Annotated in this window: 18 protein-coding genes and 4 tRNA genes; 7 read left to right on the top strand and 15 right to left on the bottom strand. The window is 71.9% G+C overall.

The window, feature by feature from the left end; all coding sequences use genetic code 11:
• Positions 1–2 precede the first annotated feature (2 nt).
• The 3 genes from nusG to ACFYZS_RS16435 form a co-directional block, all read right to left on the bottom strand.
• Positions 3–926 carry a transcription termination/antitermination protein NusG gene (nusG, locus tag ACFYZS_RS16445; protein WP_389012234.1) on the bottom strand — a complete coding sequence of 308 codons (924 nt, stop codon included), beginning with the start codon at positions 924–926 and terminating at the stop codon, positions 3–5.
• A gap of 84 nt (positions 927–1,010) precedes the next feature.
• Positions 1,011–1,292: a preprotein translocase subunit SecE gene (gene secE, locus ACFYZS_RS16440; RefSeq protein WP_030154653.1), complete on the bottom strand. Its 282-nt coding sequence runs from the start codon at positions 1,290–1,292 to the stop codon at positions 1,011–1,013.
• A gap of 105 nt (positions 1,293–1,397) precedes the next feature.
• Positions 1,398–1,470: transfer RNA gene (locus ACFYZS_RS16435), tRNA-Trp, on the bottom strand.
• Positions 1,471–1,689: 219 nt separating this feature from the next.
• Between ACFYZS_RS16435 and ACFYZS_RS16430 the strand changes: the two genes are divergently transcribed.
• Together ACFYZS_RS16430 and ACFYZS_RS16425 are read left to right on the top strand one after the other, a co-directional pair.
• Entirely contained in the window at positions 1,690–2,916 is a 1,227-nt protein-coding gene (locus ACFYZS_RS16430; protein WP_384709465.1) for a pyridoxal phosphate-dependent aminotransferase, read from the top strand.
• 128 nt (positions 2,917–3,044) lie between these two features.
• A complete protein-coding gene (locus ACFYZS_RS16425; RefSeq protein WP_389012231.1) occupies positions 3,045–4,064 on the top strand; it encodes an adenosine deaminase in 1,020 nt (339 codons plus the stop codon).
• Between the two features lie 16 nt (positions 4,065–4,080).
• On the opposite strand, the gene ACFYZS_RS16420 is transcribed toward ACFYZS_RS16425, so the two are convergent.
• The 5 genes from ACFYZS_RS16420 to ACFYZS_RS16400 all read right to left on the bottom strand — a co-directional run bounded on the left by ACFYZS_RS16420 (position 4,081) and on the right by ACFYZS_RS16400 (position 8,214).
• Complete coding sequence (locus ACFYZS_RS16420) at positions 4,081–4,497, bottom strand: hypothetical protein (RefSeq protein ID WP_389012229.1); 417 nt, start codon at positions 4,495–4,497, stop codon at positions 4,081–4,083.
• Between the two features lie 15 nt (positions 4,498–4,512).
• The gene (locus tag ACFYZS_RS16415) at positions 4,513–5,628 is read right to left on the bottom strand and encodes a UDP-N-acetylmuramate dehydrogenase (RefSeq protein WP_389012226.1); all 1,116 of its coding nucleotides are present in this window, start codon (positions 5,626–5,628) and stop codon (positions 4,513–4,515) included.
• A complete protein-coding gene (locus ACFYZS_RS16410) occupies positions 5,625–6,023 on the bottom strand; it encodes a DUF3291 domain-containing protein (protein WP_389012223.1) in 399 nt (132 codons plus the stop codon). Before ACFYZS_RS16410 ends, ACFYZS_RS16415 begins: the two co-directional genes overlap by 4 nt.
• Positions 6,024–6,074: 51 nt before the next feature.
• Positions 6,075–7,550, bottom strand: a complete 1,476-nt coding sequence (locus ACFYZS_RS16405; RefSeq protein ID WP_389012220.1) for a DHA2 family efflux MFS transporter permease subunit — start codon at positions 7,548–7,550, stop codon at positions 6,075–6,077.
• A gap of 88 nt (positions 7,551–7,638) precedes the next feature.
• Positions 7,639–8,214, bottom strand: a complete 576-nt coding sequence (locus tag ACFYZS_RS16400) for a TetR/AcrR family transcriptional regulator (protein ID WP_389012217.1) — start codon at positions 8,212–8,214, stop codon at positions 7,639–7,641.
• Positions 8,215–8,416: 202 nt separating this feature from the next.
• Here ACFYZS_RS16400 and ACFYZS_RS16395 point away from each other — a divergent pair, with 202 nt between their 5' ends.
• A complete protein-coding gene (locus tag ACFYZS_RS16395; protein WP_389012214.1) occupies positions 8,417–9,667 on the top strand; it encodes an NAD(P)/FAD-dependent oxidoreductase in 1,251 nt (416 codons plus the stop codon).
• Positions 9,664–10,584: an RNA polymerase sigma-70 factor gene (locus ACFYZS_RS16390; protein WP_389012211.1), complete on the top strand. Its 921-nt coding sequence runs from the start codon at positions 9,664–9,666 to the stop codon at positions 10,582–10,584. The genes ACFYZS_RS16395 and ACFYZS_RS16390 overlap by 4 nt, the downstream gene beginning before the upstream one ends.
• 140 nt (positions 10,585–10,724) lie before the next feature.
• Here the strand turns inward: ACFYZS_RS16390 and ACFYZS_RS16385 are convergent, their stop codons facing one another.
• The 5 genes from ACFYZS_RS16385 to ACFYZS_RS16365 all read right to left on the bottom strand — a co-directional run bounded on the left by ACFYZS_RS16385 (position 10,725) and on the right by ACFYZS_RS16365 (position 12,195).
• Positions 10,725–11,153, bottom strand: coding sequence for a MaoC family dehydratase (locus ACFYZS_RS16385; RefSeq protein WP_389012208.1), 429 nt, complete (start codon positions 11,151–11,153; stop codon positions 10,725–10,727).
• Between the two features lies 1 nt (position 11,154).
• Positions 11,155–11,607, bottom strand: coding sequence for a MaoC family dehydratase N-terminal domain-containing protein (locus ACFYZS_RS16380; RefSeq protein WP_389012205.1), 453 nt, complete (start codon positions 11,605–11,607; stop codon positions 11,155–11,157).
• A gap of 141 nt (positions 11,608–11,748) precedes the next feature.
• Complete coding sequence (rpmG, locus tag ACFYZS_RS16375; protein WP_007265873.1) at positions 11,749–11,913, bottom strand: 50S ribosomal protein L33; 165 nt, start codon at positions 11,911–11,913, stop codon at positions 11,749–11,751.
• Positions 11,914–12,001: 88 nt separating this feature from the next.
• Positions 12,002–12,074, bottom strand: a tRNA-Met gene (locus ACFYZS_RS16370).
• 48 nt (positions 12,075–12,122) lie between these two features.
• A tRNA-Thr gene (locus tag ACFYZS_RS16365) sits at positions 12,123–12,195 on the bottom strand.
• Positions 12,196–12,593: 398 nt separating this feature from the next.
• On the opposite strand from ACFYZS_RS16365, the gene ACFYZS_RS16360 reads away from it, so the two are divergent.
• Positions 12,594–13,904: an amidohydrolase family protein gene (locus tag ACFYZS_RS16360; RefSeq protein WP_389012202.1), complete on the top strand. Its 1,311-nt coding sequence runs from the start codon at positions 12,594–12,596 to the stop codon at positions 13,902–13,904.
• Between the two features lie 67 nt (positions 13,905–13,971).
• Entirely contained in the window at positions 13,972–14,628 is a 657-nt protein-coding gene (locus ACFYZS_RS16355; protein WP_389012199.1) for an SDR family oxidoreductase, read from the top strand.
• A 3-nt stretch (positions 14,629–14,631) separates the two neighbouring features.
• Here the strand turns inward: ACFYZS_RS16355 and ACFYZS_RS16350 are convergent, their stop codons facing one another.
• Together ACFYZS_RS16350 and ACFYZS_RS16345 are read right to left on the bottom strand one after the other, a co-directional pair.
• On the bottom strand, positions 14,632–15,069 hold the full coding sequence (locus ACFYZS_RS16350) for a DUF3574 domain-containing protein (protein ID WP_389012196.1): 438 nt from the start codon (positions 15,067–15,069) through the stop codon (positions 14,632–14,634).
• Between the two features lie 94 nt (positions 15,070–15,163).
• Positions 15,164–15,245, bottom strand: a tRNA-Tyr gene (locus ACFYZS_RS16345).
• Positions 15,246–15,443: 198 nt separating this feature from the next.
• On the opposite strand from ACFYZS_RS16345, the gene ACFYZS_RS16340 reads away from it, so the two are divergent.
• On the top strand, positions 15,444–15,932 hold the full coding sequence (locus tag ACFYZS_RS16340; protein WP_030298135.1) for a YajQ family cyclic di-GMP-binding protein: 489 nt from the start codon (positions 15,444–15,446) through the stop codon (positions 15,930–15,932).
• Positions 15,933–16,102 lie beyond the last annotated feature (170 nt).

Below are 16,102 nucleotides of genomic sequence, written 5' to 3'. Positions count from 1 at the left end.
CGTCAGTTCTTCTGGATCTGGTCGAAGCTGAGCTCGACCGGGGTCTCGCGACCGAAGATCTCGACGAGGCCCTTGACCTTCTTCGAGTCGGGGTTGATCTCGTTGATGGTCGCCTGCAGCGTCGCGAACGGGCCGTCGGTGACGGTGACCGAGTCGCCGACCTCGAAGTCCAGGACCTCGATGGTGCGCTTGACCGCGGGGGCCGGCAGACCGGCGTCCTCGGCGGCCTGCTTGGCGGCCTTCTCCTGCGCCTCCGGGGCGAGCATCTTGACGATCTCGTCCAGCGTCAGCGGGTACGGGTCGTACGCGTTGCCGACGAAGCCGGTGACACCGGGGGTGTTGCGGACGACGCCCCAGGACTCGTTCGTCAGATCCATGCGGACGAGAACGTAGCCGGGCAGCTTGTTCTGCCGGACGTTCTTGCGCTCGCCGTTCTTGATCTGGACGATCTCTTCCTCGGGCACCTCGGCCTGGTAGATGAACTCCTCGACGTTCAGCGAGACGGCGCGCTGCTCCAGGTTGGCCTTCACGCGCTTCTCGTAGCCCGCGTAGGTGTGGATCACGTACCACTCGCCGGGCAGGAGGCGCAGCTCGTCGCGCAGGGCCTGGATCGGGTCCACGGGCTCGGCGTCGGCGGCCTCCTCGGCCTCCTCCGCGTCCTCGTCGGCCTCGACCTCGTCCTCGACGTCGCCGGCCTCGGCGGTGACGGCATCCTCGTCGGCGTCCTCGCCGGCCTCTGCGTCGTCCGCGACCTCGTCAGCCTCGTCCTCGACGTGGAGCGCGGCCTCTTCGGCGGCGACGCCGGCCTCGGCGTCGGCCAGCTCGGCCTCGTCGGGGTCCACAGCGTCCGCCGCCTCGACGATGTCGAGCGCGTCCTCGACGGACTCGACGGAGTCGGGGCTCGCGTTCAGGTTCGGGTCAGACACGGTGGCTGCTTCTTCCTGGATACAAAAGGTGGTCGAACATGCGAAAACGGGCGGCACCCATCAAGGCGCCGCCCTCCGCGGGGATCAGCCGAAGACGAACTTGATGGCTTCCTGGAACCCATAGTCAATCACGGTCACCAGACCGATCATGATGACGACGAAGACAATCACCACGGTGGTGTACGTCGTGAGCTGATTGCGCGTCGGCCAGACGACCTTGCGGAGTTCCGCGATGATCTGGCGGTAGAACAGCGCGAGCCGACCCAGAGGACCCTTCTTCCCGCGCTTGCCGCCCTTGCGGGCCTTCTTCTCGCGGGTGTCATCCTCGGCGTCAGGCATGTCGATGGAGCCCAGGGCGTCCGTCACGTCTCTCACCTGAATCCGGGTCGTGGCCGTAGCCGCGCCCGGTTGCGCCGCACGGCGTTGCATCGAAGTACGTACCTGCGCACACGTCCGAGAAGGAGTGTGGAGCAGGGCCGGAGGGACTCGAACCCCCAACCGCTGGTTTTGGAGACCAGTGCTCTACCAATTGAGCTACGACCCTTTGTTGCGTCCCCCAACCTACCGCATCCGGACGAGTGCACGGAGTGCTCACGCTCTGGAGTGACCGGCAGGGGCCAACGACAGGTGAGTGTACGTGTTCCTGGACCTGACGTCGAACGTAGCCCTGGACCTGACATCTAACAGAGCACATTCCCGAGTGGTCCGTCCGATGACTGAAACGGCGTGCGGGGCCTCTGAGGCGTCTGGGACGATTGGCCCCATGACCTCTGAAACGCCTTCCACCGAGCGCCGTGTCTCCGCCCGCATCGGCGCCATTTCCGAGTCCGCCACCCTCGCCGTGGACGCCAAGGCCAAGGCCCTCAAGGCCGCCGGGCGCCCGGTGATCGGCTTCGGTGCCGGCGAGCCCGACTTCCCGACCCCCGACTACATCGTCGAGGCGGCGGTCGAGGCCTGTCGCAACCCGAAGTACCACCGCTACACGCCGGCCGGCGGCCTTCCCGAGCTGAAGAGCGCGATCGCCGCGAAGACGCTGCGCGACTCGGGCTACGAGGTCGACGCGTCGCAGGTCCTGGTGACCAACGGCGGCAAGCAGGCGATCTACGAGGCGTTCGCCGCGATCCTGGACCCGGGTGACGAGGTCATCGTCCCGGCTCCGTACTGGACCACCTACCCCGAGTCGATCCGCCTCGCCGGCGGTGTCCCGGTCGAGGTCGTCGCCGACGAGACCACCGGCTACCGCGTCTCCGTGGAGCAGCTCGAGGCCGCCCGCACCGAGCGCACCAAGGTCGTCCTGTTCGTCTCCCCCTCGAACCCGACCGGCGCCGTGTACTCCGAGGCCGACGCGGAGGCCATCGGCCGCTGGGCCGCCGACAAGGGCCTGTGGGTCCTGACCGACGAGATCTACGAGCACCTGGTCTACGGCGAGGCCAAGTTCGTCTCCCTGCCGGCGATCGTCCCCGAGCTCGCCGACAAGTGCATCATCGTCAACGGCGTGGCCAAGACGTACGCGATGACCGGCTGGCGCGTGGGCTGGATCATCGGCCCGAAGGACGTGGTGAAGGCCGCGACCAACCTGCAGTCGCACGCCACCTCCAACGTCTCCAACGTGGCCCAGGTCGCGGCGCTCGCCGCCGTCTCCGGCAACCTGGACGCCGTCCACGAGATGCGCACGGCCTTCGACCGCCGCCGCCAGCTGATCGTGCGGATGCTGAACGAGATCGACGGCGTCTTCTGCCCGACCCCCGAGGGCGCGTTCTACGCGTACCCGTCGGTCAAGGAACTGCTCGGCAAGGAGATCCGCGGCAAGCGCCCGCAGACCTCCGTCGAGCTGGCCGCGCTGATCCTGGACGAGGCCGAGGTCGCGGTCGTCCCGGGCGAGGCCTTCGGCACCCCCGGCTACCTGCGCCTGTCGTACGCCCTGGGCGACGCGGACCTGGTCGAGGGCGTGTCCCGCATCCAGAAGCTCCTGGCCGAGGCGAAGGCCTAGGCCTAGGTCCGGCCGGTGGGGGCGGTACCCGAACGGGTACCGCCCCCACCGTCGTTTTTGCGTTCGGGCAAGGTCCCGTTCAGGGAATCGGGCTGCCGAACGGGTGACAAGTACGGCAGGATCACCGGATGGAGCACGTACGCGATCTCACGCTTCTGCCGAAAGCCCACCTCCACCTGCACTTCACCGGGTCGATGCGCCCCTCGACCCTCCTGGAGCTCGCCGACAAGTACGGCGTGCGCCTGCCCGACGCGCTGACCGCCGGCGAGCCGCCCAAGCTCCGCGCCACCGACGAGCGCGGCTGGTTCCGCTTCCAGCGGCTGTACGACGCCGCCCGCTCCTGCCTCCGCGAGCCCGACGACATCCGCCGCCTGGTCCGCGAGGCCGCCGAGGAGGACGTACGGGACGGCAGCGGCTGGCTGGAGATCCAGGTGGATCCCACCTCCTACGCCCCCCTGCTCGGCGGCATGATCCCGGCCGTCGAGATCATCCTCGACGCCGTCGAGGCGGCCTCCCGCGAGACCGGCCTCGGCATGCGGGTCCTGATCGCGGCCAACCGCATGAAGCACCCCCTCGACGCCCGCACCCTGGCCCGCCTGGCCGTCCGCTACGCCGACCGCGGCATCGTCGGCTTCGGCCTCTCCAACGACGAGCGCCGCGGCATGGCCCGCGATTTCGACCGGGCCTTCGCCATCGCCCGCGAGGGCGGCCTCCTCGCGGCCCCGCACGGCGGTGAGCTCACCGGCCCCGCCTCCGTCCGCGACTGCCTGGACGATCTGCACGCCTCCCGCATCGGCCACGGCGTACGGGCCGCCGAGGACCCGCGGCTGCTGAAGCGGCTCGCGGACCGGCAGATCACCTGCGAGGTCTGCCCGGCGTCGAACGTGGCCCTCGGGGTCTACGAGCGGCCCGAGGACGTCCCGCTGCGCACCCTCTTCGAGGCCGGGGTGCCGATGGCGCTCGGCGCGGACGACCCGCTGCTGTTCGGGTCCCGGCTGGCGGCGCAGTACGAGATCGCCCGCCGCCACCACGCCTTCACGGACGCGGAGCTCGCCGAGCTGGCCCGGCAGTCCGTGCGCGGGAGCGCCGCGCCCGAGGACGTGCAGGACAAGCTGCTGGCGGGGATCGACCACTGGCTGGCCACCTGAGACTCCCGTCGCGGACTCACCGCGTGAGCCGCAGGTCGCCCTCCCAGCAGTCGGCCCGCACCCGGTCGCCGTCGGGGAAGCCGATCTCCAGCTGCGTGCGCCCGGTCTCCGGCGCCGCGAACTCGGCCACGGAGGCCACCGTGTCCCCGAGGTGGCGCAGGAAGGGGTGGTCGCCGAGGTCCTCGCCGACCTCGATCCGGCCCCACTCCCCCATGTCGTACGGCTCGTGCGGAACGGCGGACTCGACGATGAGGCACCAGTCGGACCCGGTGCTGATCCTGGTGGACTCGCCCTCGCTGTCGATCAGCCAGACGTCGAGCGGCGCCTCGGAGCGTTCGCCCTCGTAGACGTGCCAGGACGCGACGATCCTGCTGATCGTGCGCCCCACCAGGCGGGTGGGGTCCGTACCGGCCCCGTGCAGTGGACAGAGCATGGCGGCCGGGACTCCTCAGATGCTGACGCCGACCGTCACCGGCTCGTTGACCAGGGTGACGCCGAAGGCCGCGTGGACGCCCGCGACGACCTCGCGGGCCAGGGCGAGGAGGTCCTCCGTCGTGGCCTCGCCGCGGTTGGTCAGCGCGAGGGTGTGCTTGGTGGAGATCCGGGCGGGGCCGGTGCCGTAGCCCTTGGTGAAACCGGCCTTGTCGATCAGCCAGGCCGCGCTGGTCTTCGTACGGCCCTCGCCGGCGGGGTACGCGGGCGGGGCGGTCTCCGGGCCGAGCCGGTCCTGGACGCGGCTGAGGAAGGCGGCGTACGCCTCGTCGGTCAGGATCGGGTTGTGGAAGAAGGAGCCGGCGGACCAGGTGTCGTGGTCGGCGGGGTCGAGGACCATGCCCTTGCCGGCGCGCAGCCGCAGGACGGTCTCGCGGGCCCGGGCGGCCGGGACCCGGTCGCCGGCCTCGACGCCGAGCGCGCGGGCGGTCTCGGGGTACTTGATCGGCGCGGAGAGGCCGCCGGCGTCCTCCAGGGCGAAGCGGACGCGCAGGACGACGTAGCGCTCGGGCTGGTCCTTGAAGGTGCTGTTGCGGTACCGGAAGGCGCACTCGGCGGCGGTCAGGGTGACCGTCTCGCCGGTGGTGCGGTCGTAGGCGACGACCTCGGTGATGGTGTCGCAGACCTCCTGGCCGTACGCCCCGACGTTCTGGATCGGGGTGGCACCGGCGGAGCCGGGGATCCCGGCGAGGCACTCGATGCCGGCCAGGCCCGCCTCGACGCTGCGGGCGACGGCGTCGCTCCAGTTCTCGCCGGCGGCGAGCTCCAGCCGCGTCCCCTCGAGGTGGAAGCCGGTGGTCGCGATGCGCAGGGCGGTGCCCTCGAAGCCGCGGTCGCCGATGACCAGGTTGCTGCCGCCTCCGATGACGAGGAGCGGGGTGCCGCTCTCGTCCGCGGCGCGGACGGCCTCGACCACCTCGGCGTCGGTGGTCGCGGTGACCAGACGGGAGGCGGGGCCACCGAGGCGGAAGGTGGTCAGGGGGGCGAGGGGGGCGTCGTGGAGTTCCTGCACGTGGACAAGAGTACGGTCCGTACCCCTCGCATCCCTGCGGGGCCACGGACCGTACGTCACGAGCGCGCGGCCTCCTCCGCGAGCCGGCGCTCGGCTTCGTCCCAGGTGATGGGGAGGGCGGAGGCGGGGGCGCTCCAGAAGGTGAAGACCGATTCGCGCATGAACGCCGCGGCGGCGCGGGAGCCGGAGCGGTGCGGCTCGCTGCGGGCGAAGCGGTAGAGCGCGTCGCGGTCCTCCCAGGCGGAGAGGGTGAGGAAGGTCCGGCCGAGGACGCGGGCGCGCAGGGCGACGCCGTGGGCACCGGGGGCCTTGCGGATCTGGAGGATGATGCCGGGCGACCTGAGGAAGAACCGGAAGGCGCCGGCGAGGGTCCGGGTCTCGAAGCGGGAGGCCATGACGTGGACCTCGGCGCCGGGAGCGGGCGGGGTGGGCGTGGACCAGGGCACGTCGGGCACGGTGTGCGCTCCTTTCGGTGGGGCCGTACGGGGTGGGGCCGTTCGGGGCGGTCAGGGGGTGGCGGGGACCTTGGCGGGGGCCGCGTACCCGGTGTCGGAGGCGTTCGCGACGGCGACCGGTGCGGGGGTCTTCCGGTTCCGCTTGCCCGGGACCAGGAGGGCGAAGGCCGCCGCGACGGCCACCGCGGCGGCGCCGATCCACAGCGCGGGCACGGTCCCGTCGGTGAAGGCCTGCGGGGACTCGTAGCCGCCCTGGGCCGAGAAGACCGAGGCCAGGACCGCGACACCGAGGGCCCCGCCGACCTCGCGCAGGGCGTTGTTGGCGCCGGAGGCCCTGCCCTGGTCGGCGGCGGACACGGTGGACATCAGGATGTTGGAGGCGGGGGCGAAGTACAGGGCCATGCCGATGCCGCTGAGGATCAGGGCGGGGAGCTGGGCGGCGTACGAGACGTCGGTGCTCAGGATCATCGCGAACCAGCCGAGGCCGAGGGCCTGCAGCGCGAGCCCGGCGGCGACGACGGGGCGGCCGCCGATCCGGTCGGAGAGGATGCCCGCGATCGGGGCGACGACCATCGGCATGGCGGTCCAGGGGAGCATGCGCACGCCGGCCTGGGTGGGCGAGTAGCCGGCGACGCCCTGGAGGAACTGGCTGAGCAGGAAGATCGAGCCGAACATGCCCAGGTACATCAGCAGGCTGGCCGTGTTGATCCCGAGGAAGCCGCGGTTCAGGAAGAGGCGCATGGGCAGCATGGGGTTCGCGCTGCGGAAGCCGTGGACGACGAAGGCGGCGACGAGCGCGGAGCCGGCGATGAGCCCGGTGAGCACGGGGGCGCTGGTCCAGCCGTGGGCGTTGGCGTTGACGAGGGCGTAGACGATGCCGAAGAGGCCGCCGCTGACGAGGAGCGTTCCCGGTACGTCGAGACGGGCGTTCGGGGCGGTGGACTCGGCCAGCTTGAGGCGGGCGAGCGGGATCAGGGCCAGCCCGATCGGGACGTTCAGCCAGAAGATCCACTGCCAGGAGATGTGCTCGGTGAGGGTGCCGCCGACGAGCGGGCCGCTGGCGACGGCAAGGCCGCCGACGGCGCTGAAGATCCCGAGGGCCATGCCGCGGCGGGCGGGCGGGACGGCGGCGGTGAGCAGGGTGAGGGTGAGCGGCATCATGACCGCGGCGCCGACGCCCTGGACGGCGCGGGCGGCGATGAGTTCGTTGATGCCGGGCGAGAGGGCGGCGACGGCGGAGGCACCGGTGAACACCGCGAGGCCGGCCATGAAGAGGCGGCGCCGTCCGAAGCGGTCGCCGAGGGCCGCGCCGAACAGGAGGAGGACGGCGAAGGTGAGCGTGTACGCGTTCACCGTCCACTCCAGGTCCTCCAGCGCGCCGCCGAGGTCCTTGCGGATGGCGGGGAGGGCGGTGGTGACGACCAGGTTGTCGAGGGCGGCCATGAAGCCGGCGACGGAGGTGAGGACGAGCGCCCAGACGGCGGGGCCGCGGAGCGCGGTGTCTTGTGGGTCGTGCGTGCCGTTCACGATTCCCCCTGATGGTGAGGACAGTTTGTTAGTTATCACTGACTAACTTTCGCGCCCATGGAAATGGGCCGTACGGGACACCCGGGGCTCACTCCCCCGGCCGGCCCTCGCCGCCGACGCGGGTGGAGGGGTACAGCCCCTCCCAGACCCGGTGCCCGGGCGGGAAGCCCATGGCGGCCAGGTTGTTGATCAGCATTCCGTAGGCCATGAAGGTCGTGGTCTCGTTCACATCGCCGCCGAGCGGGACGTGGACGGTGTCCCAGAGCTCCATCCAGCCCTTGCGGACGAGCTCGCCGAGCTCGTGGTCCCCGGCGGCCTCGGCGGCGCCGACGGTGACGTACATCTGGAGCTGCATCTGGAGCTTGTCCGGATCCTCGGTGATGAGTCGGGCGTAGGCGTTCGCCATGGCGAGCCCGGCCGCCTCGCCCTCCAGCCCCTCGGCGGCGGCAGCGAACACCTCGCGGGTGTCGCGCAGGCAGCGCTCGGCGGCGGCGAGGAAGATGGCCGACTTGTTGGGGAAGAGGCGGAACAGGTACGGCTGGGAGACGCCCACGCGCTTGGCGATCGCCTCGGTGGAGGTCCCGTGGTAGCCGCCGCGGGCGAACTCGTGCATCGCCGCACGGATGACGCTCTCGCGCCGCTCTTCCGCACTCATCCTTGCCATGGTTCGAAGTTAGTGCTCAATCACTAACCGAGTCAACCCCCTGTGCTCCCGGGGCGGCCGGCTACGGCCCTCCCGGGGCGGCCCGGGCGGCCGGGCGCCCCGGGAGGGCCGCTGTGTCGCGCGTCACATCGGACCTGTGTCACGAACCGGGCGGCAGCTTGCATCTCGTGGTCGTCAACAGCGAATGCAGGAAGGCGAACCGATGAGCGCACAGCACGGAGCGGACGGCGCGGCCGCCACCCACCGCGTCCTGGTCCTGGGGGCGGGTTACGCGGGGATGTCCGCGGCCGTCCAGCTCGGAGCACGGGTGGGGCGGCGCCGGGACGTGCAGGTGACCCTGGTGAACGCGCAGGAACGGTTCACCGAGCGGCTGCGGCTGCACATGAGGGCCACCGGGCAGCAGCTCGCCGGACTGAGCATCCCGGAGCTGCTGGAGGGTACGGGCGTACGGTTCGTCCGCGGCTGGGTGACGGCGGTGGACGCGGACGCGCGGACGGTCCGGATCGATGACGACCGGGTCCTGCACTACGACACGCTCGTGTACGGGCTGGGCGGTGTGGCCGACCTGGCGGCGGTGCCGGGCGCCGAGGAGCACGCCCACACCCTCAACGGAGCCGAGGACGCCGAGGTGCTGGCCGACCGGCTGGCGTGGCTCGGCAGCGGCAGCGGCAGCGGCAGCGGCAGCGGCAGCGGCAGCGGCAGCGGCAGCGTGGTCGTCGCGGGCAGCGGCCTGACCGGCATCGAGTCCGCCGCGGAGATCGCCGAGCGGCACCCGCGGCTGAACGTCGTCCTGCTGGGCCGGCAGGAGCCCGGCGCCGCCATGGCCCCGAAGGCCGGGGCCCATGTGCGGGCCGCGCTCGACCGCCTGGGCGTGACGGTGCGCAGCGGGGTCGAGGTGGTGAAGGTGCTGCCCGACGCGGTCGTGCTGGCGGGAGGCGAGCGGGTGCCCGCCGACGCGCTCCTGTGGACCGGCGGTACCCGGGTGTCGCCGCTGGCGGCCGCCGCCGGGCTGGCCGTCGACGACCGCGGTCGCATCGTCACCGACACCGCGCTGCGGTCGGTCTCGCACCCGCAGGTGTACGCCGTGGGCGACGCCGCGGCGATCCGCCAGGGCTACGGCGTCATGCACGGCACCTGCCAGAGCGGCATGCCGACCGGTGTGCACGCCGCGGTCTCGATCGCCCGTGCCCTGAAGGGCAAGCGGCCCCGTCCGTTCCGCTTCGGCTACTACCACACGCCGGTGAGCCTGGGCCGGCACGATGCGGTGGTGCAGTTCACCCGCCCCGACGACAGCCCGCGCCGCATCTACCTGACCGGCCGCGTGGCGGCCCGGTATAAGGAGACGGTGACTGCCGCGCCCTGGCCGACGTACGGCCGCATGAAGAAGATGCCCGCCTCGGGGGCCCTGTGGCCCCGCGGCGGCCGCTTCACCCGGAACGGGGCGCTCCGATGACGGGCCCGTCCGCCGACCCCGACCAGCAGGTGTTCCACCGGCACCGGAACCTGCTGTTCTCGGTGGCCTACCGCATCCTGGGCACCGCGGCCGACGCGGAGGACGCCGTCCAGGACGCCTGGATCAAGTGGTCGGCCGCCGACCGCTCCCGGGTGGCCGAGCCCAAGGCGTACCTGACGCGGATCGTCTCGAACGTGGCGCTGGCACGGCTGCGGTCCACCCGGCACCAGCGCGAGACCTACGTCGGTCCGTGGCTGCCCGAGCCCATCCTGACCACGGGTGACACCGCCGAGAGCGTCCTGGACGCCGAGTCGGTGTCGATGGCCGTGCTCGTCGTACTGGAGACGCTCAGTCCGCTGGAGCGTGCGGTGTTCGTGCTGAAGGAGGTCTTCGACTTCAGCCACGCCGAGATCGCGGAGGCGCTGGAACGCTCCGAAGCGGCGGTGCGGCAGGCCGCCCACCGCGCCCGCGAGCACGTACGGGCCCGGCGGCCGCGCTTCACGGCCGACCGGTCGCGGCAGCGCGAGGTGACCGAGCGGTTCTTCGCCGCCACGACCGGCGGGGACGTCAACGCCCTGATGGAGGTGCTGTCCCCGGACGTCACCCTGTGGACCGACGGCGGCGGCAAGGTCCGCCAGGCCATGCGCCCGGTCGTGGGCGCGCAGACGGTGGCCGCCTGGTTCGCCGCCATCGGGACGGTCACCTACCAGGGCATCGACCCGGCCGACATGAAGGCCGAGCTCGTCGAGATCAACGGCGGCCCGGGCATGGTGTTCAGCGGACCGGACCGGGTGGTCGCCACGGTCACCTTCGACTTCGGCGCCGACGGCCGCATCACCGCCGTCCACAACGTCGCCAACCCCGACAAGCTCCGGGCCGTCGCGGCGGGCACCGCCCACGGCATCGGCACGCGCTGAGCGGGCGCGAGCGGGATGCGTCCCGCTCACGCCCGGCCCGGCCGCGCGCCGGACCCGGCGTACGCGCCCGGGCCCGGCGTATGCGCCGGACCCGGCTTGCACCGGACTTGGCAACGCGCCGGACTCGGCGCGCGCCGGGCTCAGGCCAGGGTCACCAGGGCCCGGGACATGCCCAGGACCTTCTGACCCGCGCTCATCGCCGTCAGGTCCACCCGTACGCGGTTGTCGTCCAGCTTCGCCGCGACCTTGGCCGTGACCTCGATCAGCGCGCCCGTCTCGTCGTTCGGGACGACGACCGGCTTCGTGAAGCGGACCCCGTACTCGACGACCGCGCCCGGGTCGCCGACCCAGTCGGTGACCACGCGGATCGCCTCGGCCATCGTGAACATGCCGTGCGCGATCACGTCCGGCAGTCCGACCTCCTTGGCGAACTTCTCGTTCCAGTGGATCGGGTTGAAGTCACCGGAGGCACCGGCGTACCGCACCAGCGTGGCGCGCGTCACCGGGAAGGAGCCGGCCGGCAGCTCGGTGCCGACCTCGACGTCGGCGTACTTGATCTGCGCGGTCATCTCAGGCCTCCTCGGGGGCGCGGGAGACGAGCTTCGTCCACGCCGTCACCACGTGCTCGCCGGTCTCGTCGTGGACCTCGCCGCGGATGTCGATGATGTCGTTGCCGGCCATCGACTTCACGGCCTCGATCGTCGAGGTCACCGACAGCCGGTCACCGGCCCGCACGGGCCGCGAGTACGCGAACTTCTGGTCGCCGTGCACGACGCGGCTGTAGTCCAGACCCAGCTGCGGGTCCTCCACGACCTGGCCCGCGGCCGCGAATGTGATCGCGAACACGAAAGTCGGCGGGGCGATCACGTCCAGGTGGCCGAACGCCTTGGCGACATCGGGGTCGGTGTAGACGGGATTCGAGTCACCCACCGCGACCGCGAATTCGCGGATCTTCTCCCGGCCGACCTCGTACGGATCGGTGGGCGGGTAGCTCCGACCCACGAAGGACTGGTCGAGCGCCATGGCTCCCTACCTCCTGTTGGAAAAAGTCGGTCACATGAGGAAAACGATCACAGACCGGCGATCACGGAAACGACACGAGGCCGCCCCCCAAAGAAGGGGACGACCTCATGACGGTGCCTGTTATTCGAGACTTCGCTGGGGTCAGCGGGTCTCGCGGTGCGCGGTGTGCGAGTTGCAGCGCGGGCAGTGCTTCTTCATCTCCATGCGGTCCGGGTTGTTACGCCGGTTCTTCTTGGTGATGTAGTTCCGCTCCTTGCACTCCACGCAGGCCAGCGTGATCTTCGGGCGGACGTCGGTGGCAGCCACGTGAGTGCTCCTTGACGGACTATGGGACGGATGAACGCATAAAAGAGTAGCCGATCGGGAGACCGACCCCGCAATCGGCTACTGTGGGTAGCGGCGACCGGACTTGAACCGGTGACACAGCGATTATGAGCCGCTTGCTCTACCGACTGAGCTACGCCGCTTTGATGTGATCAGCTCCCCACCCGAGGGTGGGGAACCTCTCTCACCAGAGCCCCAATGCGGAATCGAACCGCAGACCTTCTCCTTACCATGGAGACGCTCTACCGACTGAGCTATTGGGGCGAGCGATGAAGACATTACACGGTTGCCCGCCCATCGCCCAAATCCTTTGCGGCGACTGGCCTCCGAGGGGGCGGCCCGGCCTTTCCCGATCGACCCCCGGGTGCCATCGGGGCCCATTTCGGGCCGGATTGTGGCCGGGCTCACATTCCCGGCGGCCCCGCGAGACACTCCGAGCACCCCGATCCCGCCCGAAGCGGCGCTCGCGACGAGGAAGCACCCGCGCCCGGCCCGGCGCGCGGGCGGGCGCCGCGGCGCGCGGGCACCACACCGGTACGACTATTGCGCTCTTCCGCGAAGCGGGGAGCCCCGCGCCCTAGGCTCTGAGCACGCTGCGTGATCTTGGGCCGCGAGCCGCGGCCACTCGGCCCAGGAACCGCCCGAGCCACCGCAGGAGCGCGATGTCCGACAGCCAGCCGCAGCAGCCGTCCCCCTTCCCGCCGGGGGGCCGGGGTGAGGGCGGCGGCCACGGGCCCCGGCGCCCGCCCGGCAAGGCGAACGCGTCCGCCGCCGAGTCCACCACGCTGCTGCTCGCCGGGGCCCGCCTCACGGACGGCCGCACGGTCGACGTCCGGCTCGGCGGCGGCCGGATCCAGGCCGTCGGCACCGCGGGCAGCCTGCCCTCCCCCGCGCTCGCCCGGGTCGACCTCGGCGGCTACCTGCTGCTCCCCGCCCCCGCCGAACCGCACGCCCACGGGGACACCGCCCTGACGGCCGACGGGGAGGGGCCCGTCTCGTACACCCCCGACGAGGTGCAGCGCCGGGCCACCGAGGCCGCCCTGCTCCAGCTCGGGCACGGAGCCACGGCCGTGCGCTCCCACGTCCGGATCGGCGACGTGCACGGCCTGGGCCCCCTGGAGGCCGTGCTCCAGGCCCGCCGCTCACTGCGCGGGCTCACCGACCTGACCGCCGTCGCCGTGCCCCGCCTCCTCACCGGCGCGGCCGGCGCCGACGGGCTCGCCATGCTGCGGGACGCGGTCAAGATGGGCGCCTCCGTCATCGGCGGCTGCCCGGACCTGGACCCCGACCCGACGGGCTTCCTCGAAGCCGTCCTGGAGCTCGCCGCCGAGCACGGCTGCCCCGTGGACCTGCACACGGACGGTGACGACCCCGGCCGGCTGGCCCGGCTCGCCGCGATGGCCGGCGGGCTGCGCCCGGGGGTGACGATCGGCCCCTGCGGCGGCCTGTCGCGGCTCCCGCTGGACGTGGCGCACCGGGCCGCCGACCAGCTGGCCGCGGCCGGCGTACAGGTGACCTGCCTGCCCCAGGGCGACTGCGCGGCCCTGGAGCGGCGCGGCCTGCGCACCGCGCCCGTACGGCTGCTGCGCGCCGCCGGGGTCCGGGTCGCGGCCGGGAGCGGGGCGCTGCGGGACGCCGGGAACCCGGTCGGCCGGGGCGACCCGCTCGAGGCCGCCTTCCTGCTGGCCTCCCAGGGCGGGCTGCGGGCGCCGGAGGCCTACGCCTCGGTCAGCGCCGCGGCCCGGGAGGCGATGGGCCTGCCGGAGGTCCGGGTGGAGGCCGGGTTCCCGGCGGAGCTGCTGGCCGTGCGGGGGGACCGGATCGCGGGCGTGCTGTCCCTGGCGTACAGCCGGATCGTGATCCACCGCGGCCGGGTGGTAGCCCGGACGAGTGCCGTACGGGAGTACTGCGACTCGGCGGTCGCGGTGGCCCTGGACCTGCCCCGACAGGGCCGTGTGGAGCCCGGCCCCTGAGCCTTCGCCGGGCCGGTGGCGGTCACCATCGCGGGCGGGGGCGCCCGGCTCGTCGTACGGTCGGGGCATGCGCATCGTCATCGCGGGTGGACACGGTCAGATCGCGCTGCGGCTGGAGCAGCTGCTCGCCGCGCGCGGGTACGAGGTCGCGGGCATCATCCGCGACCCGGAGCAGGGCGACGACCTGCGGGAGGTGGGCGCCGAACCGGTGCTCTGCGACCTGGAGTCGGCTTCGGTCGAGCACGTGGCGGGCATTCTGCAGGGCGCGGACGTGGCGGTGTTCGCGGCCGGCGCGGGCCCCGGCAGCGGTGTGGCGCGCAAGGACACCGTCGACCGGGGCGCGGCGGTGCTGTTCTCGGACGCGGCCGAACGGGCGCGGGTGCGGCGCTTCCTGATGGTCTCTTCGATGGGCGCGGACGCGCATCACGAGGGCGACGACGTCTTCGATTTCTACCTGCGGGCGAAGGGTGAGGCGGACGACCACGTACGGACGCGGCTGGGCCTGGAGTGGACGGTCCTGCGGCCCGGCTCGCTGACCGACGACCCCGGGAGCGGGCAGGTGCGGCTGGAGGCGCGGACGGGCCGCGGAGCGGTGTCGCGGGACGACGTGGCGGCCGTGCTGGCGGAGCTGGTCGAGACCCCGGCGACGGCCGGCCTGACGCTGGAGCTGGTCGACGGGTCGACCCCGGTCGAGGTGGCCGTCAAGGCCGTCGCGGGCAACTGAGGTTCAGAACTCGGCGGTCACCTTGTCGTCGGAGCGCCCGACGGAGTCCTGCTGGTACTGGTCCTCGTAGGCCTGCCGGATGCGCTCGATGCGCGCGCTGCGCTCCTCGGCCTCCTTCTCCGGGTAGAGCAGCACGACCTCGTACGAGGTCTCGCGGATGACCTTGCCGGCGCGCTGCCACTGGCCGTGCCCGTCCAGGAGGGTGAGCCCCTCGGGGAAGGCGGGGGTGATCTCCCGGTCCAGGAAGTCCATGAAATCCCGCTCCGCGACGGGAGCCCGGCCGCCGGGGCGCTCGGTGCCGAAGTAGAGGGTGGTCTCCTGGTAGGGCTGGCCCACGTGGCTGTGGAGTGCCGCGCCGACCAGGGCCGGGATGCCGGCTCCGAGGAGGGCGAGGAGCACTCCGCCGCCGACCCTGCCGCGCGTGTCAGAAATGAAGTTCACGTCCGGAGAACGAACAGGGGAGCCGGACGATGCGGCGGCCGTACGAAAAGACCCCCGCCACTGCGCTTCCGCAGTAACGGGGGTCTCACTCGCGTGGCGGCGCCAGGGTTCGAACCTGGGTAGGCTGAGCCGGCAGATTTACAGTCTGCTCCCTTTGGCCACTCGGGCACACCGCCATGATCGCTGCCATTTTTCCGCCTCTCGGCGGTGCTCCCTGGCAACGACGTAAACGATACCCGATGCTCGGGGGTGCTTCGCCACCGGATTGATCAGCACCGGGGGCGGGCGCGGTGGCTAGGCTTTGCCGAGCGGGCCGGGGATGTCCGGCCGCGCCCTCCGGGGCAATGACAGCCGACTTCAAGGAGCCACAGCACATGGCCGACTCCAGTTTCGACATCGTCTCGAAGGTCGAGCGGCAGGAGGTCGACAACGCCCTCAACCAGGCCGCCAAGGAACTCTCGCAGCGCTACGACTTCAAGGGCACCGGCGCCACCATCGCCTGGTCCGGCGAGAAGATCCTGATGGAGGCGAACTCCGAGGAGCGCGTCAAGGCCGTCCTCGACGTGTTCGAGACCAAGCTGGTCAAGCGCGGTATCTCGCTGAAGGCGCTCGACGCCGGCGAGCCGCAGCTGTCCGGCAAGGAGTACAAGATCTTCGCCTCGATCGAGGAGGGCATCTCCCAGGAGAACGCCAAGAAGGTCGCGAAGATCATCCGGGACGAGGGTCCCAAGGGCGTCAAGGCCCAGGTCCAGGGCGAGGAGCTGCGCGTCAGCTCCAAGAGCCGTGACGACCTGCAGGCCGTCCAGGCCCTCCTCAAGGGCAAGGACCTCGACTTCGCGATCCAGTTCGTGAACTACCGCTGATCGCGGTCGCTCCTCCCCCTGCCGTCCGGCGGCCCGGCGGTCCTTCTCGGACCGCCGGGGCGCGGCCGGTTGCGGGGGCGCGGCCCGCCGCGGGGGGGGGGGGGTCAATTTGCGGGCGGACGCGGCGCGGGGGCCACACAGGCCCCCCAAGAGCCCATTGGCCACCCGGC

The sequence above is a fragment of the Streptomyces sp. NPDC001903 genome, assembly GCF_042891345.1.
Taxonomy (GTDB): Bacteria; Actinomycetota; Actinomycetes; order Streptomycetales; family Streptomycetaceae; genus Streptomyces.
The sequence above is the reverse complement of the archived record's forward strand: the minus strand, read 5'-3'. Positions and strand labels throughout refer to the sequence as shown.